Annotated in this window: 22 protein-coding genes and 1 pseudogene; 18 read left to right on the top strand and 5 right to left on the bottom strand. The window is 63.1% G+C overall.

Going from position 1 to position 26,646, the window contains the following annotated elements:
- Positions 1 to 55: 55 nt before the first annotated feature.
- Complete coding sequence (locus tag PO883_RS03015; protein WP_289308437.1) at positions 56 to 1,120, bottom strand: hypothetical protein; 1,065 nt, start codon at positions 1,118 to 1,120, stop codon at positions 56 to 58.
- An 83-nt stretch (positions 1,121 to 1,203) separates the two neighbouring features.
- Positions 1,204 to 1,965, bottom strand: a complete 762-nt coding sequence (locus PO883_RS03010) for a DeoR/GlpR family DNA-binding transcription regulator (protein ID WP_289308436.1) — start codon at positions 1,963 to 1,965, stop codon at positions 1,204 to 1,206.
- A gap of 146 nt (positions 1,966 to 2,111) precedes the next feature.
- Here PO883_RS03010 and glpD point away from each other — a divergent pair, with 146 nt between their 5' ends.
- From glpD to PO883_RS02945, 13 genes are all read left to right on the top strand, one after another.
- A complete protein-coding gene (gene glpD, locus PO883_RS03005) occupies positions 2,112 to 3,638 on the top strand; it encodes a glycerol-3-phosphate dehydrogenase (protein ID WP_167093111.1) in 1,527 nt (508 codons plus the stop codon).
- Between the two features lie 58 nt (positions 3,639 to 3,696).
- Complete coding sequence (locus tag PO883_RS03000) at positions 3,697 to 4,806, top strand: ABC transporter ATP-binding protein (RefSeq protein WP_289308550.1); 1,110 nt, start codon at positions 3,697 to 3,699, stop codon at positions 4,804 to 4,806.
- Between the two features lie 2 nt (positions 4,807 to 4,808).
- A complete protein-coding gene (locus PO883_RS02995; RefSeq protein WP_289308435.1) occupies positions 4,809 to 5,891 on the top strand; it encodes an ABC transporter ATP-binding protein in 1,083 nt (360 codons plus the stop codon).
- 1 nt (position 5,892) lies between these two features.
- Positions 5,893 to 6,762, top strand: coding sequence for a carbohydrate ABC transporter permease (locus PO883_RS02990; RefSeq protein WP_289308434.1), 870 nt, complete (start codon positions 5,893 to 5,895; stop codon positions 6,760 to 6,762).
- Positions 6,759 to 7,559, top strand: a complete 801-nt coding sequence (locus tag PO883_RS02985) for a carbohydrate ABC transporter permease (protein ID WP_054265957.1) — start codon at positions 6,759 to 6,761, stop codon at positions 7,557 to 7,559. Before PO883_RS02990 ends, PO883_RS02985 begins: the two co-directional genes overlap by 4 nt.
- 10 nt (positions 7,560 to 7,569) lie before the next feature.
- Positions 7,570 to 7,845 carry a DUF2160 domain-containing protein gene (locus PO883_RS02980; protein WP_373890027.1) on the top strand — a complete coding sequence of 92 codons (276 nt, stop codon included), beginning with the start codon at positions 7,570 to 7,572 and terminating at the stop codon, positions 7,843 to 7,845.
- 61 nt (positions 7,846 to 7,906) lie between these two features.
- Positions 7,907 to 9,631 carry an ABC transporter substrate-binding protein gene (locus PO883_RS02975; RefSeq protein ID WP_167093119.1) on the top strand — a complete coding sequence of 575 codons (1,725 nt, stop codon included), beginning with the start codon at positions 7,907 to 7,909 and terminating at the stop codon, positions 9,629 to 9,631.
- A 136-nt stretch (positions 9,632 to 9,767) separates the two neighbouring features.
- Positions 9,768 to 11,252, top strand: a complete 1,485-nt coding sequence (glpK, locus tag PO883_RS02970; RefSeq protein WP_289308432.1) for a glycerol kinase GlpK — start codon at positions 9,768 to 9,770, stop codon at positions 11,250 to 11,252.
- A 178-nt stretch (positions 11,253 to 11,430) separates the two neighbouring features.
- Complete coding sequence (gene ubiE / locus PO883_RS02965) at positions 11,431 to 12,165, top strand: bifunctional demethylmenaquinone methyltransferase/2-methoxy-6-polyprenyl-1,4-benzoquinol methylase UbiE (protein WP_167093123.1); 735 nt, start codon at positions 11,431 to 11,433, stop codon at positions 12,163 to 12,165.
- A gap of 10 nt (positions 12,166 to 12,175) precedes the next feature.
- Positions 12,176 to 12,772, top strand: coding sequence for a Tim44 domain-containing protein (locus PO883_RS02960; RefSeq protein WP_289308431.1), 597 nt, complete (start codon positions 12,176 to 12,178; stop codon positions 12,770 to 12,772).
- A gap of 105 nt (positions 12,773 to 12,877) precedes the next feature.
- A complete protein-coding gene (locus PO883_RS02955; RefSeq protein WP_289308430.1) occupies positions 12,878 to 13,555 on the top strand; it encodes an SCP2 domain-containing protein in 678 nt (225 codons plus the stop codon).
- The gene (gene ubiB / locus PO883_RS02950; protein WP_289308429.1) at positions 13,555 to 15,123 is read left to right on the top strand and encodes a ubiquinone biosynthesis regulatory protein kinase UbiB; all 1,569 of its coding nucleotides are present in this window, start codon (positions 13,555 to 13,557) and stop codon (positions 15,121 to 15,123) included. The genes PO883_RS02955 and ubiB overlap by 1 nt, the downstream gene beginning before the upstream one ends.
- 2 nt (positions 15,124 to 15,125) lie before the next feature.
- A complete protein-coding gene (locus PO883_RS02945; RefSeq protein ID WP_289308428.1) occupies positions 15,126 to 15,722 on the top strand; it encodes a methyltransferase in 597 nt (198 codons plus the stop codon).
- Positions 15,723 to 15,799: 77 nt separating this feature from the next.
- Here PO883_RS02945 and PO883_RS02940 read toward each other — a convergent pair whose 3' ends face one another.
- Entirely contained in the window at positions 15,800 to 16,789 is a 990-nt protein-coding gene (locus PO883_RS02940) for a peptidylprolyl isomerase (protein WP_289308427.1), read from the bottom strand.
- Between the two features lie 143 nt (positions 16,790 to 16,932).
- On the opposite strand from PO883_RS02940, the gene PO883_RS02935 reads away from it, so the two are divergent.
- From PO883_RS02935 to nudB (PO883_RS02920), 4 genes are all read left to right on the top strand, one after another.
- On the top strand, positions 16,933 to 17,259 hold the full coding sequence (locus tag PO883_RS02935; protein ID WP_289308426.1) for an FmdB family zinc ribbon protein: 327 nt from the start codon (positions 16,933 to 16,935) through the stop codon (positions 17,257 to 17,259).
- Between the two features lie 42 nt (positions 17,260 to 17,301).
- The gene (locus tag PO883_RS02930; RefSeq protein ID WP_167093138.1) at positions 17,302 to 17,907 is read left to right on the top strand and encodes a DUF502 domain-containing protein; all 606 of its coding nucleotides are present in this window, start codon (positions 17,302 to 17,304) and stop codon (positions 17,905 to 17,907) included.
- Positions 17,908 to 17,972: 65 nt separating this feature from the next.
- A complete protein-coding gene (gene aspS / locus PO883_RS02925; protein ID WP_187363481.1) occupies positions 17,973 to 19,769 on the top strand; it encodes an aspartate--tRNA ligase in 1,797 nt (598 codons plus the stop codon).
- A 69-nt stretch (positions 19,770 to 19,838) separates the two neighbouring features.
- Positions 19,839 to 20,288 carry a dihydroneopterin triphosphate diphosphatase gene (nudB, locus tag PO883_RS02920; protein ID WP_289308425.1) on the top strand — a complete coding sequence of 150 codons (450 nt, stop codon included), beginning with the start codon at positions 19,839 to 19,841 and terminating at the stop codon, positions 20,286 to 20,288.
- Positions 20,289 to 20,313: 25 nt separating this feature from the next.
- Here nudB (PO883_RS02920) and PO883_RS02915 read toward each other — a convergent pair whose 3' ends face one another.
- The gene (locus PO883_RS02915) at positions 20,314 to 22,305 is read right to left on the bottom strand and encodes a calcium-binding protein (protein ID WP_289308424.1); all 1,992 of its coding nucleotides are present in this window, start codon (positions 22,303 to 22,305) and stop codon (positions 20,314 to 20,316) included.
- Positions 22,306 to 22,584: 279 nt separating this feature from the next.
- Between PO883_RS02915 and nudB (PO883_RS02910) the strand changes: the two are divergent.
- A pseudogene (gene nudB, locus PO883_RS02910) lies at positions 22,585 to 22,878 on the top strand (dihydroneopterin triphosphate diphosphatase); the annotation flags it as partial.
- Positions 22,879 to 22,927: 49 nt separating this feature from the next.
- On the opposite strand, the gene PO883_RS02905 reads toward nudB (PO883_RS02910), so the two are convergent.
- On the bottom strand, positions 22,928 to 26,488 hold the full coding sequence (locus PO883_RS02905; RefSeq protein WP_289308423.1) for a calcium-binding protein: 3,561 nt from the start codon (positions 26,486 to 26,488) through the stop codon (positions 22,928 to 22,930).
- Positions 26,489 to 26,646 lie beyond the last annotated feature (158 nt).

The raw sequence follows: 26,646 nt of genomic DNA, 5'->3' as shown, positions 1-26,646 counted from the left end.
TCCTGGGTCTCGCAGATGATCGTAGCGGTTTCTGTGCGGGTAAGTGAGCGTGTACTTACGTCGCCAGCGCCTGCGGCGACACGCCCGCCGACTGCATCGCACCGGCGCGCGCGTAGATCGCGGCAGCCACCGGCGAATTCAGTTTGAGCACCAGGCGGCGCCGGTCCGCAGTCGCCAGGCGTTCATTCATCTGGTCGAAAATCTCCAGCGGTCCCACTTCCTGCGCCTTGAGCTGCACGCCCAGCGCATCGACCGCCGGATACTCCGCCAGCTTGGCGAGGACGTCGTCCACATTCATGCCCGCATGGATGACGATCAGCTGCGGCTCCAGCCGGGCCCAGGTATCGACCGTCAGCTTGAGCTTGCGCTTGGTGTTATCGAGCAGCGCGACCTGCACCGCTTCGGTCCAGGCGACGTGGTTCATTTCCAGTGCATGTTCGAGCTGCTGTCCGTTCAGGGAGTCGCCGGCGCCCAGGGCGCCCGCGTGCGACTTGATCTGGGGCATGGTCGGGGCGGCGGCCAGTTGATGGTCCATGCGCGCCGCATGCACGCGTTCAAACAGCACGATCAGGTTGTTCACATCGAGAACGCGCCCTTCCGGCGTGGAGGCAAACGCTGCGACCGCCGAACGCCATGACGCCTTGCTGTTCGGTTCCACCGTCAAGGTGGGAAGGCGCAGCGCGCGCGCGCCGGGAGCGCCGCTGAGCACCCCCACCGTACCGCTGGACGACAATTTGTAGAACTCGACGAACGGGCGCATGCCGCGCTGCATGCCCACCAGGCCGACGATCTTGTTGTCCGGGTGCTGGCCGATGATATACACGCGCTGGTCTTCGTCGGAGGCGAAGGTGCCGAGCAGTTTCATGCGGTGGTTGGTCATCCCCGACCACAGTTTTTTCATCTCGGCGTAGGCGGCGGCATCTTCCTCGCCGATATATTCACGTCCCAGCGGCTGCACGCGCAGGCGTACGCGCGCGGTTTGCTCGACCAGGTAGGGTGCGTACAGCTTGAAATCGCCAGCCAGCCTGGTGACCTGAGTGCGCTGCAAGTAGTAGTAACCGGCCGCTACGGCGCCGGCCAAGATCACAAGCACGGCAAGAATCATCAGAAAAGTCGACATGCTCATTCGCTAACAAAATAGGGGGAGACAGGGTAACATCAATCATCCCCCAAAAACCGCCAGCGGCCCAGTGCTCAAGTCAATTATTGCGCGATTACAACATTTACCTTGGCCTCGCGCAACACCCGGGCCAGCGCCTCGGGCGGTTTGGCGTCGGTGAACAGCACATCGATCTGCGAGGCGTGGGCCATGCGCATCAGCGCCTGGCGCCCGAATTTGTCGTGATCGGCCACCAGCCACACCGCGCGCGACTGCTCGATGATCGCCTGCGCCACCTTGACCTCGCGCGGGTCGAAGTCGCGCAGGGTGCCATCGGGCTCGATGCTCGAAATGCCGATGATGCCGATATCGACCTTGAACTGGCGGATGAAATCGATGGTGGTTTCGCCCACGATGCCGCGATCGCGCCCGCGCACCACGCCGCCGGCCAGGATCACTTCGCACCCCGGGCTGTCGCACAGGATGGTCGCCACATTGAGGTTGTTGGTCACCACGTGCAGCCCCTCGTGGTGGACCAGTGCGCGCGCCACTTCTTCGGTGGTGGTGCCGATATTGATCAACAGCGAACAGTGCGACGGCACCTGCGCCGCCACCGCGCTGGCGATGCGGCGCTTGGCGTCCACGTTGAGCACCTGGCGGTCGCTGTAGTCGATGTTCTGGACCGAGGACGGCAAGCCCACGCCGCCGTGGTAGCGTGCCAGCAGGCCCGCTTCTTCCATCAGCTTGACGTCGCGCCGCACGGTCTGCGGCGTCACTTCGAGCTGCAGCGCGAGTGCCTCCAGCGACACCGTCACCTGCTGGCGCACGGCGTCGAGAATGCGCCGCTGGCGTGGATTGAGCGTCATCGTGGGGCTCCTGTCAAAGCGCCAAATTTATCACAAACGAAATAAAACGAAAACAAACAGATAAATTTTTGTTTCATTTTTTTCGTTTTTGTCTTATTGTTCATCTTTGCAGTGTACACAGATTCCCCTTTTGAAGCGAGAGTGGCATGGACAAGGCGGGCAATATCGCGTGTGATGTACTGGTGGTCGGCGGCGGCGTGAACGGCGCCGGGATCGCCCGTGACGCGGCGGGGCGCGGCATGTCCGTGGTCCTGTGCGAAAAGGACGACCTGGCCTCGCACACCTCGTCGGCGGCCACCAAGCTGATTCACGGCGGCCTGCGTTATCTCGAACAGTACGAATTCGGCCTGGTGCGCAAGGCGCTGATCGAGCGCGAAGTGCTGCTGCGCGCGGCTCCGCACATCATGTGGCCGATGCGCTTCGTCACCCCGGTCGACAAGGGCCAGCGCCCGGCCTGGATGATCCGCGCCGGCCTGTTCCTGTACGATCATCTGGCGCGGCGCGAGCTGCTGCCCGGTTCCGAAGGGATCGACCTGCGCCGCCACGCTGCCGGCGCGCCGCTCAAATCGACTTTTACGCGCGGCTTTGTGTATTCCGACGGCTGGGTCGACGATGCGCGTCTGGTGGTGCTCAACGCGATCGACGCCGCCAGCAAGGGTGCGTGCGTGTTCACCCGCACCGCCTGCGAATCGGCACGGCGTGAGGGCGAGCGCTGGGAAGCGCGCCTGCGCCGCGCCGACGGACAGGCCATCGACGTGAGCGCGCGCTGCATCGTCAACGCCGCCGGTCCGTGGGCGTCGCGCTTCCTGCAGGGGACCAATCCCGGCCCCGCCGACAAGTCGGTGCGCCTGATCAAAGGCAGCCATATCGTGGTGCGGCGCCTGTTCGAGCATCCTTACGCCTACATCTTCCAGCATCCGGACGGGCGCGTGGTGTTCGCCATTCCGTACGAACAGGACTTCACGCTGATCGGCACCACCGACCTCGAATACCACGGCGACGCCGACAAGGTCGCCATCGACCAGGCCGAAATCGACTACCTGTGCGCGCTGGCGAGCCGCTACTTCACCAACCCGATCACGCCGGCCGACGTGGTGTGGAGCTATTCTGGCGTGCGTCCGCTGCTCGACGACGAGTCCAGCGACGCGTCCGACGTCACACGCGACTACACTTTCGAGCTTGACACCCAGGGCGCGCCGATGCTTTCCATTTTCGGCGGCAAGATCACCACTTTCCGCAAACTGGCCGAACAAGCCGTCGACCTGATCGCACCGGTGCTGGGGAACACGCGCGGCGCATGGACCGTCAACGCCTGCCTGCCCGGCGGCGACGTGCACGGCCCGGTATCGGACAACCGCAGCGTGCTCGAATTCGACGGTTTTGTCGCCGGCCTGCAGAAACAGTACGCGTGGCTGCCGGCGGCGCTGGTGGCACGCTACGCGCGCGCTTACGGCACCCGTATTCATCTGATCATCGACCAGCGCACCAGCATCGCCGCCATGGGCAAGCAGATCGTACCCGGCCTGTACGAAGCGGAAGCGGTTTACTGGATCGATCATGAATGGGCCACCACGGCGACCGACATGCTGTGGCGCCGTTCCAAACTGGGCTTGCACTTGCCAGCCGATGCGGGCATTGCAGTCGATGCCTGGATCACCGAATTCCGCAAGTAGAAAACGCAAATCCCGCCACAGGGATGCAGTGGTACGACAGGAAAAAACAGGAGACATGATGCAGCTGGCATTGGAAAACGTGAGCACGAAGTACGGGGCGCAGGATCACCTGTACCCGATGTCGCTCGAACTGGTACCCGGTACCATCAACGTCCTGCTGGGCACCACGCAGGCCGGCAAGACCTCGCTGATGCGGGTCATGGCGGGCCTCGACCGGCCCACGCACGGCAAGGTGATCGCCGGCGGCAAGGATGTGACAGGCCTGCCGGTACGCCAGCGCGACCTGGCGATGGTGTACCAGCAGTTCATCAACTATCCGTCGTTCACGGTGTTCGACAACATCGCCTCGCCGCTGCGCATCAAGCGCGTGCCCGAGGCCGAGATCCGTACCCGCGTGGAACGCATGGCTGAACGCCTGCATATTTCGGCGCACCTGGACAAGCTGCCGGCGCAGCTGTCCGGCGGCCAGCAGCAGCGCACCGCGCTGGCGCGCGCGCTGATCAAGGAGTCGGCCCTGCTGCTGCTCGACGAGCCGCTGGTCAATCTCGACTACAAGCTGCGCGAAGAATTGCGCAAGGAGCTTGGCGCCCTGTTCGCGGAAGGGAAAACCACCGTCGTCTACGCCACCACCGAACCGCTCGAAGCCTTGCAGCTGGGCGGCCACACGGTGCTGCTGCACGAAGGGCGCCTGTTGCAGCATGGTGCGACTCTCGATGTCTTCAACGCCCCCAACTCGATCCAGAGCGCGCGCACCTTCAGCGATCCGCCGATTAACCTGATTCCGGCCACGGTCGGCACCGATGGCATGGCCAGGGTGGCGCCGGATCTCGCGATCCCGCTTAATGAAATCCAGCGCCGCCAGGCCGCGCAGCATGGCGAGGTCACGCTCGGCCTGCGTGCGCACAGCCTGCGCCTGGCGCCACTGCACGCGGACGATTTTCCGATTGACGCCAAGGTGGAACTGGCCGAGATCAGCGGCTCGGAAACCTATGTGCACTTGCAGCGCGGCGCGATCGGACTGGTGGCGCAACTGACCGGCGTGCATAACCTCGACCTTGGCGTGCCGTGCACTGTGTACCTGCGTCCGGACGAATTGTTCGTGTTCGCACCGGGCGGCGCGCTGCTGTTTGCGCCCGATCACGCAAATGCGCAGCAGGAAGGAGCGTAAGCATGGCCCGCATCGAACTGCCCGACCTGGCGCATGCCTACAAACCGAACCCGCAGGGGCCTGAAGATTACGCCCTGCGTCCGATGAACCTGACCTGGGACGACGGCGGCGCCTATGCGCTGCTCGGCCCTTCCGGCTGCGGCAAGACCACGCTGCTGAACATCATCTCGGGCCTGGTGCGCCCTTCGCACGGACGCGTGATTTTCGACGGCAAGGACGTCACCGACCTGCCGCCGGAAGCGCGCAACATCGCGCAGGTGTTCCAGTTCCCCGTCATCTACGACACCATGACGGTGTTCGACAACCTCGCCTTCCCGCTGCGTAACCGCGGCTGGAAAGAAAGCGAGGTGCGCAAGCGGGTCGAGCACATCGCCGCGATGCTGGAGCTCTCCAGCGACTTGAAACAGCGCGCCAGCGGCCTGGCGGTCGACGCCAAGCAAAAAATCTCGCTGGGCCGTGGCCTGGTGCGGCCGGACGTGGCCGCGGTGCTGTTCGACGAGCCGCTCACCGTCATCGACCCGCATCTGAAATGGCTTTTGCGCCGCAAGCTCAAGGAAATTCATCACGAACTCAAGCTCTCGCTGATCTACGTCACGCACGACCAGGTCGAAGCGCTGACCTTCGCCGACAAGGTGGTCGTGATGACCCAGGGCGAAGTGGTGCAGACCGGCAGCGCGCAGGAACTGTTCGAAGAGCCGGCGCACACCTTCGTGGGCTACTTCATCGGCAACCCCGGCATGAACCTGCTGGCCTGCCCGGTGCGCGATGGGCGGGCATATCCTGGCGCGGACGGCATCGTGCTGCCGCCAGCGGCGCAAAGTGCGTTGGCCGGTGCGGCCAGCATCACCATCGGCATCCGTCCGGAGTTCGTCGAATGCGCAGCAGCGCAAGGCGTCGACACCGTCTCCGCCACGGTGGCCAGCGTGCGCAACATGGGAACGCACTTCATGGCCGAATTTATGGTGGGAGCGCACACCGTCACCGCCAAGCTGCGCAGCGCCCCTGCGCGCGCCGGACAGGCAGTCCGGCTGCGCTTTCCGCCCGAGCGCACTCTTTACTACGTCAACGACAAGCGGGTGGCCTGACATGAAAACCTATAACAACCGCGCCTGGCTGCTGATCCTGCCGGTGATCATTTGCGTGGCCTTTTCGGCCGTACTGCCGCTGATGACGATCGTGAACTACTCGGTGCAGGATATTCTCAGCCCGACCAACAGTGTCTTTGTCGGCACTGAATGGTTCAAGATGATCATGCGCGACAGCGAACTGCATGGCGCGCTGGTACGCCAGCTGGGCTTTTCGATGGCCGTGCTGCTGATCCAGCTCCCGCTGGGCATCCTGATTGCCCTGACCATGCCGGCCAGTGGCTGGCGCGCCTCGCTCGCGCTGGTGCTGATCGCGCTGCCGCTGCTCATTCCCTGGAACGTGGTCGGCACCATCTGGCAGATTTTCGTCCGCGATGACATCGGCCTGATGGGCAATACCATCAACCGCATGGGCATCAGCTACAACTACACAGGCAGCGTGGTCGACGCCTGGGTCACCGTGCTGGTGATGGATGTGTGGCACTGGACGCCGCTGGTGGTGCTGCTGGCGTATGCCGGCCTGCGCTCGATCCCCGACGCCTACTATCAGGCGGCGCGCATCGACGGCGCCTCGCGCTTTGCCGTGTTCCGCTTCATCGAACTGCCCAAGATGCGCAATGTGCTGATGATCGGCGTGCTGCTGCGTTTCATGGACAGCTTCATGATCTACACCGAACCGTTCGTGCTGACCGGCGGCGGGCCTGGCAACGCCACCACCTTCCTGTCGCAGTACCTCACGCAGAAAGCCGTGGGCCAGTTCGACCTGGGTCCGGCCGCTGCTTTTTCGCTGATCTATTTCCTCATCATCCTGCTGTTCTGCTTTGTGCTGTATAGCTGGATGCAACGTCTCGGTACAGGAGAGTCCAAATGAAGCGCCTTTCCTCACCGCTGCTGGTGTTCTATCTGGTACTGGCGATGCTGCCGATCTACTGGATGTTGAACATGTCGTTCAAGACCAACGAAGAAATCACCGGCGCGCTCACGCTCTTCCCGCGCGAATTCACGCTGGCGAACTACCGCACCATCTTCACCGATCCGTCGTGGTACAGCGGCTACATCAACTCGATGATCTACGTGATGATGAACATGGTGATGTCGGTATCGGTGGCGCTGCCGGCCGCGTATGCGTTTTCGCGCTACTCCTTCATCGGCGACAAGCACCTGTTTTTCTGGCTGCTGACCAACCGCATGACGCCACCGGCAGTGTTCCTGCTGCCGTTCTTCCAGCTGTATTCAACGGTTGGCCTGATGGATACGCACCTTGCCGTGGCGCTGGTGCACATGCTGTTCAACGTGCCGCTGGCGGTCTGGATCCTGGAAGGCTTCATGTCCGGCATTCCCAAGGAGATCGACGAAACCGCGTACATCGACGGCTACAGCTTTCCGCGCTTCTTCTTCAAGATCTTCCTGCCGCTGATCAAATCGGGGGTGGGCGTGACGGCGTTTTTCTGCTTCATGTTCAGCTGGGTCGAGCTGCTGCTGGCGCGGACACTGACTTCGGTCGACGCCAAGCCGATCACCGCCATCATGACGCGTACGGTGTCGGCCGGCGGCATGGACTGGGGCGTGCTGGCCGCGGCGGGCGTGCTGACCATCGTGCCGGGCGCGCTGGTGATCTGGTTCGTCCGCAATCATATTGCCAAGGGCTTTGCAATGGGGAGGGTGTGACATGGAAAACCTGTTTGCATGGATGGCGTGGACCGCGCCGGTGGCCATTTTCTTTACTTGCATCGGCCTGATGCTGGCCGGGATGACGATCTGGCAGATTCGCTCGCCCTCGATCGAGCGGCGCGGCTTTTTGCCGATGTCCACCACGCGCGGCGACCGCCTGTTTATTGGCTTGCTCAGCGCGGCATATGTTAACCTCGCGTGGGCGGGCCTGAGCGAGCTGCATCAGGGGTTTGGTGCGGCGGTCGGATTTGTGGTGCTGTTGATTGTGATGCGCTGGGGTTGAACCGGACAGCGGTGCGTGGTGGGGTACTTTCTTAACGATGTACATAAAAAAAGGCGGAGACATGAAATTGAAAATGACATTGATGGCGGCTGCATTGCTGGCCACGGCGAGCGCTTGGGCCGATACCAAGGATGCCGAAAAATGGATTGGCCAGGAATTCCAGCCGTCCACGCTGTCGAAACAGCAGCAGCTCGAGGAAATGAAGTGGTTCATCGACGCCGCCGCCAAGCTCAAGGCCAAGGGCATCAAGGAAATCAGCGTGGTCTCCGAAACGATCGACACCCACGTCTATGAATCGAAGGTGCTGGCCAAGGCCTTCGAGGAGATCACCGGCATCAAGGTCAAGCACGATATCATCCAGGAAGGCGACGTGGTCGAGAAACTGCAAACGTCCATGCAGTCCGGTAAAAGCATTTACGACGGCTGGGTCTCGGATTCGGACCTGATCGGCACCCACTACCGCTACGGCGCGATCGTGCCGCTGTCGGACTACATGGCGGGCGAGGGCAAGGCCTTCACCAATCCGGGCCTGGACCTGAAGGACTTCATCGGCGCGAGCTTTACCACCGCCCCGGACGGCAAGCTGTATCAGCTGCCCGACCAGCAGTTCGCCAATCTGTACTGGTTCCGCGCCGACTGGTTCGCGCGCAAGGACCTCAAGGACAAGTTCAAGGCCAAGTATGGCTATGAGCTGGGCGTGCCGCAAAACTGGTCGGCGTATGAAGACATCGCCGAGTTCTTCACCAACGATGTGAAGAATATCGATGGCAAGAAGGTGTTCGGGCATATGGATTATGGCAAAAAAGACCCGTCGCTCGGCTGGCGTTTCACCGATGCCTGGCTGTCGATGGCTGGTGCCGCCGACAAGGGCATTCCGAACGGGCTGCCGGTTGACGAATGGGGTATCCGCGTGGCGGCCGACAAGTGCACGCCGGTGGGTGCGTCGGTCTCGCGCGGCGGGGCCACCAATTCGCCGGCGTCGGTGTTCGCGCTGACCAAGTACGTCGACTGGATGAAGAAGTACGCGCCGCCGCAGGCGGGCGGCATGACGTTCTCGGAATCCGGTCCGGTGCCGGCGCAGGGTGAAGTGGCGCAGCAGATTTTCTGGTACACCGCATTCACCGCGTCGATGATGAAACCGGGCCTGCCGGTGGTGCAGGCGGACGGCAAGCCGAAATGGCGCATGGCGCCGTCGCCGCACGGCCCGTACTGGAAAGAGGGCATGCAGAACGGTTACCAGGACGTTGGATCGTGGACCTTCTTCAAGTCGACCCCGCCGGACCGCCGCGCCGCAGCCTGGCTGTATGCGCAGTTCGTCACGTCGAAGACGGTGTCGCTCAAGAAGTCGATCACGGGCCTGACCTTTATCCGCGAGTCGGACATCAAGCACGAGTACTTCACCAAGAACGCGGATAAATACGGCGGCTTGATCGAGTTCTACCGCAGCCCGGCGCGGGTGGCGTGGAGCCCGACCGGTAACAATGTGGCGGATTATCCCAAGATGGCGCAGCTGTGGTGGAAGAACGTGGCCACGGCGGTGAGCGGCGAGAAGACCCCGCAGGCGGCGATGGATAACCTGGCCGAGGAAATGGATTCGGTGATGTCGCGTTTGCAGCGCGCCGGCATGCAGAATTGCGCGCCGAAGTTGAATCCCAAGGTCGATCCGGCCACGTATTTGACCGACAAGGCCGCACCGTGGAAGAAGCTGGCCAACGAGAAGCCGAAGGGCGAGACGATTGCGTATGATGTCTTGCTCAAGGCGTGGAAGGAAGGGCGGGCGCGCTAATCACAGGCGTTTCGACCTCAGACCCCAAAACCGTCGTTCCCGCGCAGGCGGGAACCCAAGTTCTAAGCTCAGTTGCTACGGCGCGAACTTGGGTCCCCGCCTTCGCGGGGACGACGGCATTACCAGCGACCCCAGCATGACCAAATTCATTCTCGCCATCGACCAGGGCACCACCAGTTCGCGCGCGATCCTGTTCGACCGCGCCGGTCACATTCACGGCGCGGCGCAGCAGGAGTTCCGCCAGTTCTTCCCCCAGCCCGGCTGGGTCGAACACGACGCCAACGAAATCTGGCAGTCGCAGCGCGCCGTCATCGACGAGGTCCTGCGCACCAACAACGTACCTGCCACCGACATCGCCGCCATCGGCATCGCCAACCAGCGCGAAACGACCGTGCTCTGGGACCGCGCCACCGGCGAACCGGTCGCCCCGGCCATCGTCTGGCAGGACCGCCGCAGCACGCCCTGCTGCGAAGCCCTGCGCGCCGACGGCCACGAAAACCTGTTCCAGCAAAAAACCGGCCTGGTGCTGGACGCCTATTTCTCCGGCCCCAAACTGAAATGGCTGCTCGATAACGTCCCCGGCGCCCGCGAGCGCGCCGAACGCGGCGAACTGGCCTTCGGCACCGTCGACAGCTGGCTCATCTTCAAAATGAGCGGCAAGCACCTCACCGACCCCAGCAACGCCGCCCGCACCCTGATGTTCAACATCCACAGCGCGCGCTGGGACGACGAACTGCTGGCCCTGCTCGACATTCCCCCCGGCCTGCTGCCCACGGTGGTCGCCAGCAGCGGCATCGCCGCCCATACCGACGCGCAGCTGTTCGGCGTGGCGCTGCCGATTGCCGGCATCGCCGGCGACCAGCAGGCCGCCACCTTCGGCCAGGCTTGCCACAGCCCCGGCATGGCCAAGAATACTTACGGCACCGGCTGCTTCATGCTGATGCACACCGGCCAAACGGCCACGATGTCGCAGAATAAGCTGATCAGCACGATCGGCTGGACCCTGCCAAAAGGCACCGATTACCTGCTTGAAGGCAGCGTCTTCATGGCCGGCGCCGCCATCCAATGGCTGCGCGACGGCCTGGGCATCATCAAGCACGCGGCCGAGGTCGAAGAACTCGCGCTGGCCGTGCCCGACAATGGCGGCGTGCTGTTCGTGCCCGCTTTTGCCGGCCTCGGCGCGCCGCACTGGGACGCCTACGCGCGCGGCACCATGGTCGGCATGACGCGCGGCACCAACAAGTCGCACATCGCGCGCGCCACGCTCGAGAGCATCGCCCTGCAAAGCGCCGACGTGCTCGTCGCCATGCAGGCCGACGCCGCCATGCCGCTGACCCAGCTGCGGGTCGACGGCGGCGCCGCCCGCAACAACCTGCTGATGCAGTTCCAGGCCGATATTCTCGGCGTGCCGGTGGTGCGCCCCGTGGTGACCGAAACCACGGCCCTGGGCGCGGCCTTCCTGGCCGGGCTGGCGGTGGGCTTTTGGGCCTCGCAGGAGGAAATCGCGGCCCAGTGGCAGATGGAACGCCGCTTCGAGCCCGCCATGGCGGGCGATGAGCGTGCGCAGCGCATGGGCGAATGGCGGCGCGCGGTGGAGCGCTCGCGCGGATGGAGCCAGTAGGGCGGCGCGGCCCGCTCGCGCCGCTCGCGGCCGCATCGCGCGTCGCCTAGCGCGTCGCCTAGCGCGTCGCCTAGCGCGTCGCCTAGCGCGTCGCGTAGCGCGTCGCCTAGCGCGTCGCGTAGCGTGCCGCCGCCGTGGGTCGCTTGTATAATGCACGCAGACAAACGGCGGCCCTACTATGACAAACAGCACACATTTCGGTTACAAAACGGTCTCCGAGGACGACAAGGTCCACGAAGTGGCCAAGGTGTTCCATTCGGTCGCATCCAAGTACGACGTGATGAACGACCTGATGTCGGGCGGCCTGCACCGTCTGTGGAAGACATTTACCATCGCCAACGCGGGCGTGCGCCCCGGCTTCAAGGTGCTCGACATCGCCGGCGGCACGGGCGACTTGGCCAAGGCCTTCGCCAAGCAGGCCGGCAAGACCGGCGAAGTCTGGCTTACCGACATCAACGAATCGATGCTGCGTGTCGGCCGCGACCGCTTGCTCAACAAGGGCCTGATCACGCCGACCCTGCTGTGCGACGCCGAAAAGCTGCCTTTCCCCGACAATTACTTCGACCGCGTCAGCGTGGCCTTCGGCCTGCGCAACATGACCCACAAGGACCAGGCGCTGGCAGAAATGCGGCGCGTCCTGAAACCCGGCGGCAAGCTGCTGGTGCTGGAGTTTTCCAAGGTCGCCGCGCCCCTGCAAAAGCCCTACGACGTGTATTCGTTCTCGGTGCTGCCGTGGCTGGGCCAGAAAATCGCCGGCGACGCCGACAGCTACCGCTACCTGGCCGAGTCGATCCGCATGCATCCGGACCAGGAAACCCTCAAGACGATGATGGAAACGGCCGGCCTGGAGCGGGTCCAGTATTTCAATTTGACGGCTGGCGTGGCGGCGTTGCACACCGGTATCAAGTTCTAGGAATCGTACGATGAAAAAATTTGTTGCAAGCATGTTCTTCGCCATGTCGGCGTTTTCCGGCGCGGCCATGGCGCAGCAGGCCCCGGCCGCTGCCACCACATCGGAATACCCGCCCCAGGTGCTCATCGGCGGCGCGGTCATGGTGTTCGGCCTGGCTGGATTCTTTGGCTTTCGCATCATCCGGCGCCGCGATGCGGCGGCCAAACCGGCGCCAGCCCCGCTCAGCACCAAGCCCGCCTTTCCGCCCGGTTTCGACAACACCGCCTTCCTGCGCCAGGCCAAGGCCACCTTCATCCGCATGCAAAAGACCTGGGACAAGGCCGACGCCAGCGACCTGCGCCAGTTCACCACGCCGCAGGTCTTCGCCGAATTGCAGCCGCAAATGCAGCTCGCCGGCGCCAGCGTCACCGAGGTGGTGGCGATCGAGTCCGAACTGCTGGGCGTGGAGACGGTCGGCGATGTGTTCCTGGCCACGGTCCGCTTCAGCGGCCAGATCCGCACCGCGCCGGGCGCCGCGCCCGAGCCGCTGGCCGAGGTGTGGAATATGTCCAGGCCGCTCAAAGGCGGCGGCGACTGGAAGCTGGCCGGCATCGGTCAGCTTTCCTGATTATTCTTTCTCAAAGTAACAGTGCTGCCGGAAAAGTGTCCATCAAACTGGTAAGATCAAAACCGCCCGCTGTCCAGGGCGGTTTTGTTTTTTAAGCGTGCCCACATGTCACCACCGAACTCGTTTACCCCCCAATCCGCGCTGATGGCGCCCGCCATCGCCGCAATCAATCACTTGCTGGCGCAGGAAGCGTGGGCCAGGGATGCGCTGGCCCTGCACAGCGGCAAAGTGGCTTGCATCGATGCCAGCGGCATCGCGCTGCGCCTGCTTGTTTCGCGCGACGGCATGGTCGAGGCCGGCCCGGCCGGCAGTGCGGAAGAGGGCGCCAGCGTCACGATCCGCGTCAAGCTGGCCGACTTGCCGCTGATCGCACAGAACCGCGAGCGCGCCTTTTCCTACGTCAAGATCGAAGGCGATGCCGAGTTCGCCAACACGATTTCGCAATTGAGCAAGGGCTTGCGCTGGGAAGCCGAGCACGACCTCGAACGCCTGGTCGGGCCGATTGCCGCCACCCGCCTGGTGGGCGGCGCCCGCGGCGTGCTCGACGGCGTGCGCGCCTTGCATGGCAAGGTGACCGAAAACCTGGCCGAATTCTTCCTCGAAGAGCAGCCGCTGCTGGTGCGGCCAAGCGCGGTCGAGGAATTCGGCGCCGAAGTGAGCCGCCTGCGCGACGATGTCGAACGCACCGCCAAGCGCATCGCCCGGCTCGAACAAAAGCTGGCGCCCGCTGGCGCCGCACCGGACGCGCTCAATGCCGCCGGGCAACAGAAACTGGATCTTTAATGCTATTGAAATTCCTGCGCCTGCTTAAAATTCTCCGCGTTGCAGTCAAGTACGGCCTCGACGAAATCGCCATCTCCGGCCTGAAAGTGCCGCGCACGGCCAAGCTGATCGACACCGTGATTTTCTGGCGCGATATCTCCGCCCCGCGCGGCGAGCGCCTGCGCATGGCGCTCGAAGAACTCGGCCCGATCTTCGTCAAGTTCGGCCAGGTGCTGTCGACCCGGCGCGACCTGATGCCGTTCGACATCGCCGACGAGCTGACCCATCTGCAAGACCGGGTGCCGCCGTTCAGTTCCGAACTGGCGATTGCCCAGATCACGCGCTCGCTGCGCGCCCACCCGGATGAACTGTTCGCCAGCTTCGAGCGCACCCCGGTGGCGTCGGCGTCGATTGCCCAGGTGCACTTCGCCGTCTTGAAAGATGGCAAGGAAGTCGCGGTCAAGGTGCTGCGTCCGGGCATGAAAAAGTCGATCGATGAAGACGTGGCGCTGATGCATATCGCCGCCGAGTGGATCGGACGCATCTGGGCCGACAGCAAGCGTTTGAAACCGAAGGAAGTGGTCGCCGAATTCGACAAATACCTGCACGACGAGCTCGACCTGATGCGCGAGGCGGCCAACGCCAGCCAGCTGCGCCGCAACTTCGCCGGCTCCAACCTGCTGATGGTGCCCGAGATGTACTGGGATTACTGCGCCAGCAGCGTGATCGTGATGGAACGCATGCACGGCATTCCGGTGTCGCAGATCGACCGCCTGGCGGCCGAGGGCGTGGATTTGAAGAAACTGTCCAGCGATGGCGTCGAGATTTTCTTCACCCAGGTGTTTCGCGATGGCTTTTTCCACGCGGATATGCATCCGGGGAATATCCTGGTCTCGGTGGCGCCGGAAACCTTCGGCCGCTATATTGCGCTCGACTTCGGCATCGTCGGCACCCTGAACGACTTCGACAAGGATTACCTGTCGCAAAACTTCCTGGCTTTCTTCCGGCGCGACTACAAGCGCGTGGCCGAAGCCCACATCGAATCGGGCTGGGCCCCGCGCGAAACCCGGGTCGACGAACTCGAATCGGCCGTGCGCGCCTGCTGCGAACCGATCTTCGACCGCCCGCTCAAGGATATTTCCTTCGGCCAGATCCTGCTGCGCCTGTTCCAGACCTCGCGCCGCTTCAATGTCGAAGTCCAGCCGCAACTGGTACTGCTGCAAAAGACCCTGCTCAATATCGAAGGCCTGGGGCGCCAGCTCGACCCCGACCTGGACCTGTGGAAGACCGCCAAGCCCTATCTGGAGCGCTGGATGGGCGAGCAGGTCGGCGTGCGCGGCATGATCGAGCGCCTCAAGGCCGAGGCGCCGCGCTACACCCATATCATTCCGCAACTGCCACGCCTGGTTCACCGGGCGCTGCTGCATGCGTCCGAGCCGGCCACCGTCAACCAGGACTTGCTCAAGATCCTGGTGGCCGAGCAGCAGCGCACCAACCGCCTGCTTTCGGTGGCGCTGGCTTGCGCCGCGCTGGTCGTGAGCGGGGCGGTGGCGCTGCTGGCTTACGGCCGCTGGTCGCACCTGTTCTGACCATGGTCGATTTCGCCAGCCGCGATCCGCAATCGCCCGCCTTCTGGGATGAGCGCTTCGAGCGCGGTTTCACGCCCTGGGACCGGGGCGGGGTGCCGGCGGCGCTGCGTGATTTCGCCAGCCGCGCCGGGCGTGGGCTGCGCACCCTGATTCCCGGCTGCGGGGCCGCGTATGAACTGGCCTATCTGTCCGAGGCCGGCTGGAACGTCACCGCCATCGATTTTTCGCCGGCCGCCGTGGCCGCCGCCCGGGCGGCGGTGGGACCGTGGAGCGAGCGCGTGCGCGAGGCCGACTTTTTTGCCTTTGCGCCTACGCTGCCGCTGGAATTGATCTATGAACGCGCTTTCCTGTGCGCCTTGCCGCGCGCCATGTGGCCGCAAGTGGCCGCGCGCTGGGCCGACCTGCTGGCGCCGGGAGCGCTGCTGGCGGGATTTTTCTTTTTTGACGATGCACCCAAGGGGCCGCCGTTCGGCATTGCACGGGCCGCACTCGATGCACTGCTCACGCCGGCGTTTCGCTGCGTGGAAGAGGCTGCCGTGGAAGATTCGATTGCCGTGTTTGCCGGCAAGGAGCGCTGGATGGTGTGGCAGCGCAGCTGAACCGTTCCCGCTGAGGGAACGGCCTCATGCACGCCGCAGCGGGGCCAGGCCACCGCTGCGGCGCTGGCCGGAGCCGCTTACTTCGATGCTGCCGGGGTGGCTGCCGCTGGTGCTGCCCCGTGATCGTGGCCATCGCCGGCCGCTGGTGTCGCCATGCCCGGTGCAGCTGGTGCTGCCGCAGGCGCTGCCACCGGGGTGGTGTACACAATCTTGGCGTCAGCTTTCAGCTTGTCCAGATAGGCCTTCATGTTGGTGCGCTGGACTTGCTGCTTGAGCTGGTCCTTGAGCTGCTCGAACGGCGGCGGCGTGATCGGACGCGAATCTTCCAGCATGATCACGTGGTAGCCGAACTGCGACTTGACTGGCTCGTCGGTGAACTTGCCTTTTTCCAGCTTGGCCACGGCCGCGCCGAACTCGGGCACCATGCTGGCCGGGTTGAACCAGCCCAGGTCGCCGCCGTTGACTTTCGAGCCGGGATCGTTCGATTTTTCCTTGGCCAGGCTGGCGAAGGCTTTCGGATCCTTTTTCAGCTTGGCGATGATGCTTTTCGCTTCGGCTTCATCCTTGACCAGGATGTGGCGCGCCTTGAATTCGGTGCCGCCGGCCGAGCCGACCATCTTGTCGTATTCAGCCTTGAGCATGGCGTCGGTCACCGGATTGGCTTTGATGTAATCCTGGATGTAGGCGTTGGCCGTCATCGATTGCTTGATCAGGTCCATCTGGCGCTTCACGTCGTCGCTCTTGTCCAGGCCCTTCTTGATGCCTTCATTGGCCACCAGGGTCTGCATCGCCAGATTGTCGATGATGGCCTTGCGCAGCTCGGGGCTGTCCGGCTGGCCCTGGGCGGTACGCTCCTTGACCATCATGTCGACCGTGGCGGTCGAAATCGCGGTACCGTTGACGGTGGCTGCGACGCCATCCTTGGCGGCAGGCGTCGAGGCGGACGCCGTACCGGACGCCGTACCGGAGGCCGGCGTCGCTGCCTTGGCAGAATCTTTTGGGCCGCAGGCGGCCAGTGCCAGCGCCGAAGCAGCGCTGATGAGCAGAACACGAGACTTTATCAACATCGTTCAATTTCCTTTTTCAAGTTAGCCCGGCGCATGCCGCGCTGCAGGCACGCATCTTACCATCCCCGTGGTTGCCCATTTATGCTTGCGTCTTTGAAAAAAGCTTATAATTCAGGGTTTTGACGATTTTTGCGGAGTATTCAATGCCGATTTACGCCTACCGCTGCGATGAATGCGGTTTTGCCAAGGATGTATTGCAGAAGATCTCCGACCCGGTGTTGACGGTCTGCGTGTCCTGCGGCAAGCCTTCTTTCAAGAAGCAATTAACCGCCGCCGGCTTCCAGCTCAAGGGAACCGGCTGGTACGCCACCGATTTCCGGGGCGGAGCCGCGCCATCCACGGGTACCGCCAGCGGTCCGGCCGAGGGCAGTGCAGCCGCGCCCGCGGCGGCGACGACGCCTGCCGCCGACGCTTCCACGCCGGCGGCGCCAGCCAAGCCGGCGGCCACCCCCGGCAGCGGCACGCCCTGAGCCAAGGGACGCCCTGGCGTCCCGCCAATCACCGAGAGCCGAATGCGTAAATATTTCATCACCGGATTGCTGGTCCTGGTCCCGCTGGCGATCACCCTGTGGGTCCTGAACCTGGTCATCAGCACCATGGACCAGTCGCTGCTGCTGGTGCCGGTCAACTGGCGTCCGGCGGCCCTGTTCGGACGCGACATTCCGGGCCTGGGCACGATCCTGACGATCGCCATCGTGTTCCTGACGGGCTTGCTGGCCAACAACCTGGTCGGCAACTACCTGGTGCGCCTGTGGGAACGCCTGCTGCACCGCATTCCGGTGGTCAGTTCGCTCTACGGCAGCGTCAAGCAAGTGTCGGATACCTTGTTTTCCTCGTCCGGCAACGCCTTCCGCAAGGCCGTGCTGCTGCCGTATCCGCACGCGGATAGCTGGACCATCGGTTTCCTGACCGGCGTGCCGGGCGGCGACGTGAAGAACCACCTGGTGGGCGACTACGTCAGCGTGTACGTGCCGACCACGCCGAACCCGACCTCGGGCTTTTTCCTGATGATGGAACGCAGCAAGGTTATCGAACTCGACATGAGTGTCGACGCAGCCCTCAAATACATCGTCTCGATGGGCGTGGTCGCCCCCGAGCATTTGCCAACCAAAGAGTAAGAGTGCGGCGCTTTGCCTCCGCGCCCGTTGAATAACCAACCTAGACTGAAAACACTATGTCCTCCATGCGTACAAACTACTGCGGCCTTGTCACTGAAGAATTGCTGGGCCAAACCGTCAGCCTGTGCGGCTGGGTACACCGCCGCCGCGACCACGGTTCGCTGATTTTCATCGACCTGCGCGACCGCGAAGGCCTGGTGCAGGTGGTCTGCAATCCGGAGCAGGCGGAGATGTTCAAGGTCGCCGAAGCGGTGCGTAACGAATACTGCCTGCGCGTGACCGGTGTGGTCACCGCGCGCATCGGCAACACGGTCAACAACAACCTCAAGTCGGGCAAGATCGAGATCGTCGCCAGCGCCGTCGAAGTGCTCAACGCCTCGGTGCCGGTACCGTTCCAGCTGGACGACGACAACCTGTCGGAAACGACCCGCCTGACCCACCGCGTGCTCGACCTGCGCCGTCCGCAGATGCAGAACAATCTGCGCCTGCGCTACAAGGTGACGATGGAAGTGCGCAAGTACCTCGACAACCTCGGCTTCATCGATATCGAAACGCCGATGCTGACCAAGTCGACCCCGGAAGGCGCGCGTGACTATCTGGTGCCGTCGCGTGTCAACGCGGGCAACTTCTTCGCGCTGCCGCAGTCGCCGCAGCTGTTCAAGCAATTGCTGATGGTCGCCAACTTCGACCGTTACTACCAGATCACCAAGTGCTTCCGCGACGAAGACTTGCGTGCCGACCGCCAGCCTGAATTCACCCAGATCGACTGCGAAACCTCGTTCCTGACCGAACAGGAAATCCGCGACCTGTTCGAAGCGATGATCCGCATCGTCTTCAAGAATACGCTCGACATCGACCTGCCGAACCCGTTCCCGGTGATGGACTTCGCCACCGCGATGGGCCTGTACGGTTCGGACAAGCCGGACATGCGCGTGAAGATGGAATTCACCGACCTGACCGACGACGTCAAGGATGTCGAATTCAAGATCTTCGCCGGCGCCGCCAACATGGTGGGCGGGCGCATCGTGGGCCTGCGCGTGCCGCAGGGCGGCAGCATGCCGCGTTCCGAGATCGACGCGTACACCCAGTTCGTCGCGATCTATGGCGCCAAGGGTCTGGCTTACATCAAGGTCAACGAGAAGGCCAAGGGCCGTGACGGCTTGCAGTCGCCAATCGTCAAATCGCTGCACGATGCCGCACTGGCCGCGATCCTCGAAAAAACCGGCGCGCAAGACGGCGACCTGATTTTCTTCGGTGCCGACAAGGCGAAGGTCGTCAACGACGCCATCGGCGCGCTGCGCGTGAAGATCGGCCACTCGGACTTCGGCAAGAAAGCCGGCCTGTTCGACGACGTCTGGAAACCGTTGTGGGTGGTCGACTTCCCGATGTTCGACTACGACGAAGAGTCGGACCGCTGGACCGCGACCCACCATCCATTCACGGCGCCGAAAGACGGCCATGAAGACATGCTCGAAACGAACCCTGGCGCCTGTATCGCCAAGGCGTACGACATGGTCTTGAACGGCTGGGAACTGGGTGGCGGTTCGATCCGTATCCACCGCGAAGAAGTGCAGAGCAAGGTATTCCGCGCACTGAAGATCGATGCCGAAGAAGCCCAGCTCAAGTTCGGCTTCCTGCTCGACGCGCTGCAATACGGCGCGCCGCCGCACGGTGGCCTGGCCTTCGGCCTGGACCGGATCGTGACGATGATGACCGGCTCGGACTCGATCCGCGACGTGATCGCCTTCCCGAAAACCCAGCGCGCCCAGTGCCTGCTGACCAATGCCCCGTCCGAAGTCGACGAGAAGCAACTGCGCGAACTGCATATCCGCTTGCGCAACGCCGAACCGAAGATCGTTTAAACTGAAAAGCACGGTTCGCCGTGCTTTTTTTTCGTCCGCGGCCTTGGCCTCGATCTCGACCAATGATTCATGCCCGCTAAAATTCCGGAATCCGTTCTCGTCGTCATCCACACGCCCGCGCTGGAGGTGCTGCTCATCGAGCGCGCCGACAAGCCGGGATTCTGGCAGTCGGTCACCGGCTCGCTCGACGCGCCCGATGAACCGCTGCTCGACACCGCCGCGCGTGAACTGTTCGAGGAAACCGGGATCGTGGCCGACGGCGCCAGCATTGCGCTGCGCGACTGGCAGCTGTCGAATATCTATGAAATCTATCCGGTCTGGCGCCACCGCTACGCGCCTGGCGTGACCCACAACACCGAGCACGTGTTCAGCGTGTGTGTGCCGCGCGACACGCCCATCGTGTTGAGCGCGCGCGAGCACGTGCGGCACGTCTGGCTGCCCCACGTGGAGGCGGCCGACCGCTGCTTTTCATCGTCCAACGCGGAAGCGATTTTGCAGCTTCCGCGCAGGGTTGGCTGAGCGGCAGGACTGGGTTACGCGTGATTTAGACGAGCGGCATCGTGTTGCCGATCAGCGCTACATCGGCCTCTGAAAAGGGCGTTTCCAGCCACGCTGCGCTGGCCGGGACCGGCGTGGTATCGGCCAGCAGCTCGGCCTTGATGCGCGCCAGATCCCACGTAACACCATCGGCAAAGCTGATCTTCTGCAGTGAGTTGAACCATCTCGGGACCTCCTGCAATATGAAGCTGTCCACCCGAATCTGGTCGGCGCTGCCGGCGATCTTGATGAGCAGGGCGTGGCCGTCCGCGCTGAGCTGGAGATCGCTCCCGGCGATTCCCGCCTTGAACTGCAGCGTATCAACCGTATCGGGGCGCGCATTGGCTTCGACGGCCTTGATGGCGTCCTGGCCGTCGCCCCTGCCGAATACATAGGTATCGTTGCCAGAACCGCCGTGCAGCTCATCCATTCCTTTGCCTCCCTCAAGCGTATCGTTGCCATCCGCGCCATCCAAGGTGTCGTTGCCACCGCGGCCGGTAATGTTGTCGCCAGCGTTGCTGCCCCCAATCGTATCGCTCACTTCTGTTCCCTTGAACAACTTGGCTTCAATCGCAGGAAGATCCCAACTGGTTCCGTCGGCGAAGCTAATGCGCTGCAGTGTGTTGACGGGGTTGGATGTCGTTCCGTTTGCCAGAAAGCCGGAAACTTGAATCTGCCCCTCCGCGTTGAGGAAGCGGATCAATAACACACTTGATGTGCTCTCCAGATGAACGTCGTCGGGAAGAATGCCGGCTTTGAATTGCAGCGTATTGAAGCCATTGTCCTCAGTGCTACGGATGAAATCGAGGGAATCCAGGCCGTCGCCAGGTCCGTAGACGTAGGTATCGTCGCCAAATCCGCCCTGAATTTCATCGGACCCGGGGCCACCATCGAGCGTATCGTTACCGAACCCGCCATCGAGCCAGTCATTGCCCTCCTGGCCGTAGATGCGGTCGTTTCCTCCGGTACCAGTGAGCACATCGTTACCGCTGGTTCCGGCATACAACTTCGCATTGATTGCTGCCAGGTTCCAGCTGCTGCCGTCGGCGAAGAGGAACTGCTGCAGTGGATTGGTGTAGGTATTGGCAACCATTAGCGGCACATAACCATCGGCGCGCAACTGGTCGGTGCTGCCTTTGATCTTGATGATGAGCATGCCGCCGTTCGCCGTCAGTTCGATGTCGCTCGGCAGCACGCCCGCCTTGAACGAGAGCGTATCGACCGAGCCGGTTTTCCGGTCAAGGTCGGTCACGATGGTGTCCTGGCCGTCACCTTTGCCGAACGAATAGGTGTCGTTGCCGTCGCCGCCATACAGACGGTCGTTGCCAGTGCCCCCATCGAGGGTGTCGTTGCCGCCCTCGCCGCTGAGCGAGTCGTTGCCGCTGCCGCCGTCGAGGACATCGTTGCCAGTTTTGCCGCTGAGCGCGTCATCACCGGCGCGGCCGCTGATGCGATCGTCGAGGTAAGTGCCGCTGCGCGTGTCGGCCAGATCGGTGCCGGCGTACAGGGCGGCGCTGATGGCAGCCAGGTCCCAGGTAATCCCGTTCGCGAAGACGATTTGCTGGAGTGGATTGGCGGTGTTGGTGATGCTGTTGCCATACAGGAAACCATCGACCCGGAACTGGTCGGTGCTGCCGTTGATGTTGATGAGCAATGAGGTGCCGCTCATGTCGAAGCCGATGTCGGCCGGCAGCACGCCCGGCTTGAAGCGCAGCGTGTTGGTTTCGCCGGCTGGGCGGACCCCTGTGCCGTACACGATATCGCGGCCGTCGCCGCGCCCGAACAGGTAGACATCGCTGCCCAGGCCGCCATCCATCGTATCGTTGCCCGCGCCGCCGTCAAGGGTGTCGTTGCCGCCCATGCCGAACAGCTTGTCGGCGCCGGCCTGGCCTTGCAGGACATCGTCCGTGTCGCCGCCTGTCAGCGTGTCGTTGCCTGCGGTGCCCACGTAAGCGGTGGAGATAGCGGAAGAAATTGAATCAAAGGTATTGTTATGCATTTAAGTTTCTAGTGTGAAGAGTTGAATTTGTTGCAACAGTCGGCGGCCGCGTAGCAGTGTATCTGTCGCCTGACTGCGTGTTTTACTGAGGGTAAGTTACTTTGGAAATGGTACCACTATGAAATCATTTTGGATAAATAATCTTGATATTTTTGCAATTTTATCGGTTTGGCTGTGCCACCGGACTGGCCGGGCTGCCCGCTGGCGCCGGCGTCAGAGCCGACGCCTTTTTCACCAGGCTTGCAGAGCGGCCCGCGCTGTACCGCTGCTTGCTACCGCGCGCGTGAACTGTTCGAACAAACCGGGATCGGGGCCGACGGCGCTGGCATTGCGCTGCGCGACTGGCAGCTGTTGGATATTGATGAACTCTACCCGTCTGGCGCCATCGCTTAACCCGGGGTGACCCACAACACCGAACATGTATTCTGCGTGTGCGTGCCGCGCGACACGCCCATCGTATTGAGCGCGCGCGAGCACTTGCGGCACGTGTGGCTGCCCCAGATGGACGCGGCCGACCGCTGCTTTTCTTCATCGAACGCGGAAGCGATTTTGCAGCTTCCGCGCGGGCTGAGCGCACCAGGCTGGCCGGCAGGGCGCCGGCCAGCCCACCTGCCTGCGTCGCTTACAGCGCCGCCGCCGTGGCGACGCCGACCAGGCCGACATCGTGTTCGAATGCCGTCATGCTGGCCAACGGTGCGGCGGCCGGGACCGGCGTGCTGTCGGCCACCAGTTCGGCGTTGATCTGGGCCAGATCCCAGCTGATGCCGTCGGCGAACTTGATCTGCTGCAAAGGATTGGCCGGGTTCGGCGTCGTCGTTTGCGACAGGAAGTTGTAGACCGTCAGTTGGTCGGTGGCGCCGGCCAGCTTGATGATCAAGGTCGTGCCCGACTTGCTCAGTTGCAGGTCGCTGCCGGCGATGCCGGCGTCGAACTGCAAGGTATCGATCTTGCCCGCCGTGCTGTCGCTGCTGCCGACCAGGGTATCCTGGCCATCGCCGCGGCCGAACAGATAGGTATCGCTGCCGCGCCCGCCGGTGATCTGGTCGTTGCCGGCACCGCCGCGCAGGATGTCGTTGCCGGCCTTGCCATCGATGAGGTCATTGCCGTCCTGGCCGTTGATGACATCGGCATTCATGCTGCCGTCGATCAGGTCGCTTCCACTGGTGCCGGCGAACAGCTTCGCTTCGATGGCTGCCAGGTTCCAGCTCGTGCCGTCGGCAAAGCGGATCTGCTGCAGGGGATTGGCGTTGCTCGCCGTACTGTCCTGATACAGGAAATCCTGCACAGTGAGCGTGTCCGGCGCGCCGTTGATCTTCACCGTCAATGCGCCTGCGCTGCTGCCCAGGCTGATGTCGCCCGGCAGCACCCCGTCCTTCAATTGCAGGGTATCGACCTTGCCGACGGTCCAGTCGCTGGTCGAGCGGATTGTGTCGGCGCCATCGCCGCGCCCGAACAGGTAAATGTCGCTGCCTTCGCCGCCGTTGATGGTGTCGTTGCCGGCGCCGCCGTCGAGCGTGTCGTTGCCACCCTTTCCATCGATCATGTCGGCGCCGCCCAGGCCGGTGATGAAATCGGCCTTGAAGGTGCCGCTGATTTCCTCGGCGCCATTGGTGCCGGCGTACAGCAGGCTTTCCATCTTCGCCAGGTTGCATACCGTGCCATCGGCGAAACGGATCTCTTGCAGCGGGTTGCCGGCATTGGCGGTGTCGTCCTGGCCGAGAAAACTCTCTATCCGGACCTGCTCGGTGCCGCCGTTGATATTGATGACCAGCGCGCTGTAGGAGGTGGCCAGGGTGATGTCGGCCGGCGTGATGCCGGCCTTGAACTGCAGCACGTCGACCTTGCCCACCGAATAATCGTAGGTGGGCAAGATCGTATCGGCGCCGTCGCCCCTGCCGAACAGATAGGTGTCGCTGTCGCCGCCGCCATTGATCGTGTCGTTGCCCAGGCCGCCATCGATGGTGTCGTTGCCGGCCTTGCCTGCCAGGAAATCAGCGCCGTCGAGGCCGAACATGGTGTTGGCGTTGGCGGTGCCCGACACCCGGTCCGCGCCGGCGCTGCCGCCATAGATCCGCGCGTCGATCGCCGCCAGGTCCCACGCGCTGCCGTCGGCGAAGCGGATTTGCTGCAGCGCATTGATGGCGCGGCTGGTATCGCTGTTCGGCATGAATTGCTCGATGCTCACCTGGTCGGTGCTGCCCTTGATCTTGGCCACCAGGCCCTCGTAAGGGGACGCTTCAAGCAGCACGTCGGCGGGAAGCACGCCGGGCTTGAGCTGCAGGGTATCGATGCCGGCGCCGTTGTAGACGGTGATTTTGTCCTGGCCGTCGCCTCTGCCGAACAGGAAGGTGTCGTTGCCGGTACCGCCGTTGACGGTATCGTTGCCGCTGCCGCCATCGATGGTGTCGTCGCCGCCCCGGCCTTCGAGTTTGTCGTTGCCGCCCAGGCCATTGATCAGGTCCGCGCCGCTGGTGCCGCCGATGGTGTCGTTGCCGTCGCTGGTGGCGTTCAGCCTGGCCAGGATGGCGGCACCATCCCACGAGGTGCCGTCGTCGAAGCGGATTTGCTGCAGCGGATTGTAGGCATTACCGATATCGTCGCCGTTCAGGAACGCGCTGACCGTGATTTTGTCGGTGCTGCCCTTGAAGGTGATGACCAGGTCGGACAGATAGCGGCCCAGGATCACGTCCCCGGCGGCGATGCCTGCCTTGAATTGCAAGGTATTGAGCTTGCCTGGCGCGCCGTCGTCCACCGCGCGAATCTCGTCCTGGCCGTCGCCTTTGCCGAACAGATAGGTATCGTTGCCCACGCCGCCATTGATGACGTCGTTGCCCAGGCCGCCGTCGATGGTGTCATTGCCGCCCTTGCCGTCGATCCAGTCGTTACCCGCCTGTCCCGTGATCAGCTCGCCCTTGATGGTGCCGTCGAGCCGGTCCGCATCCTTGCTGCCTGCGTACAGGGCCGCCTGGATGCTGGCCAGGTTCCAGCTCGTGCCGTCGGCAAACTTGAATTCTTGAACGGGATTGTAGGGTAAAGCCGGGTCGTCCTGGACCAGGAAACCTTCGATGGTCACCTGGTCGGCAGTGTCGCGGATCTTGACGATGATGCCGCCGTAGCCTACCGGGGCAGGTGTGACGATGATGTCGCCCGGCAGCACGCCGTTCTTGAACTGGAGCGTGCCCAGGCGGCCCGCATCGAGCGTCATGCCCATCGAGATGGTGTCCTGGCCGTCGCCTTTGCCGAACAGATAGACGTCCTTGCCGAAGCCGCCGTTGAGGGTATCGTTGCCGGCACCGCCGTCGAGCGTGTCGGCGCCATCATTGCCGTAGAGCGCGTCGCTAGCGGCGCCGCCCAGCAGGACATCGTTATCGAGGCCGCCATACAGGTAATCGTTGCCGGCGCCGCCATCGAGCGTGTCGCTGCCTTGCGCGCCATCGAGCAGGTCGTCGCCATCGCCGCCGTCGAGCTTGTCGTTGCCCTCGTTGCCTGACAGGTTGTCATTACTGGCGCCACCGAGCAAGACGTCGTTGCCGAGTCCGCCGATGACGGTATCGGCGCCGGCGCCGCCGTCGATCGTGTCGTCGCCGCCTTTGCCGTCAAGCACGTCGTTGCCACCCAGGCCGGTGATCGCATCGGCCAGATAAGTGCCGCCGCGTACGTCTGCGCCTTCCGTCCCGGCGTACAGCCTGGCCTGGATCTCGGCCAGGTTCCAGGTAGTGCCGTCGGCGAAAACGATCTGTTGCAGGGGATTGGCGCTGTTGGTAGTGCTGTTCCCGTACAGGAAGCCGTCGACCCGGAACTGGTCAGTGGTGCCGATGATATTGATGAGCATGGAGGTGCCGCTCATGTCGAAGGACAGGTCGGACGGCAGCACGCCTTCCTTCAGGCGCAGCGTATTGACTTCGGTCAATGGGCGCACCTCGGTCATGTAGACGATGTCGCGGCCGTCGCCGCGGCCGAACAGGTAGGTATCGTTGCCCAGGCCGCCGTTCATGAAGTCGTTGCCGGCGCCGCCGTCGAGCGTGTCGTTGCCGTCCAGGCCGAACAATTGATCGGCGCCGGCCAAGCCGTTGAGCAGGTCATCGGCAGCGCTGCCGCTGAGCGTGTCGTTGCCGGCGGTGCCGTTCAGAGTGGCGGTGGGGGTGATGTTTGCACTATTGAGCGTAGTCGTGTTCAGGGGCATGATGTCTTTCTGGCGGTGGGAAGATCGAAAATCGGTTCAGATTGGCTTGCATCACATCATTGCAGCTTCTACAATAACTGTGTACATACAGAAATAATATCGCGAGGGCAATGATGCAAAAGTTCAAATTTGAGGAAAATAAAGAAAGGCAACAACAC

The organism is Massilia sp. DJPM01, from assembly GCF_030348125.1.
GTDB lineage: Bacteria > Pseudomonadota > Gammaproteobacteria > Burkholderiales > Burkholderiaceae_D > Telluria_A > Telluria_A frigida.
This window is presented reverse-complemented; position numbering and strand designations above follow the sequence as displayed.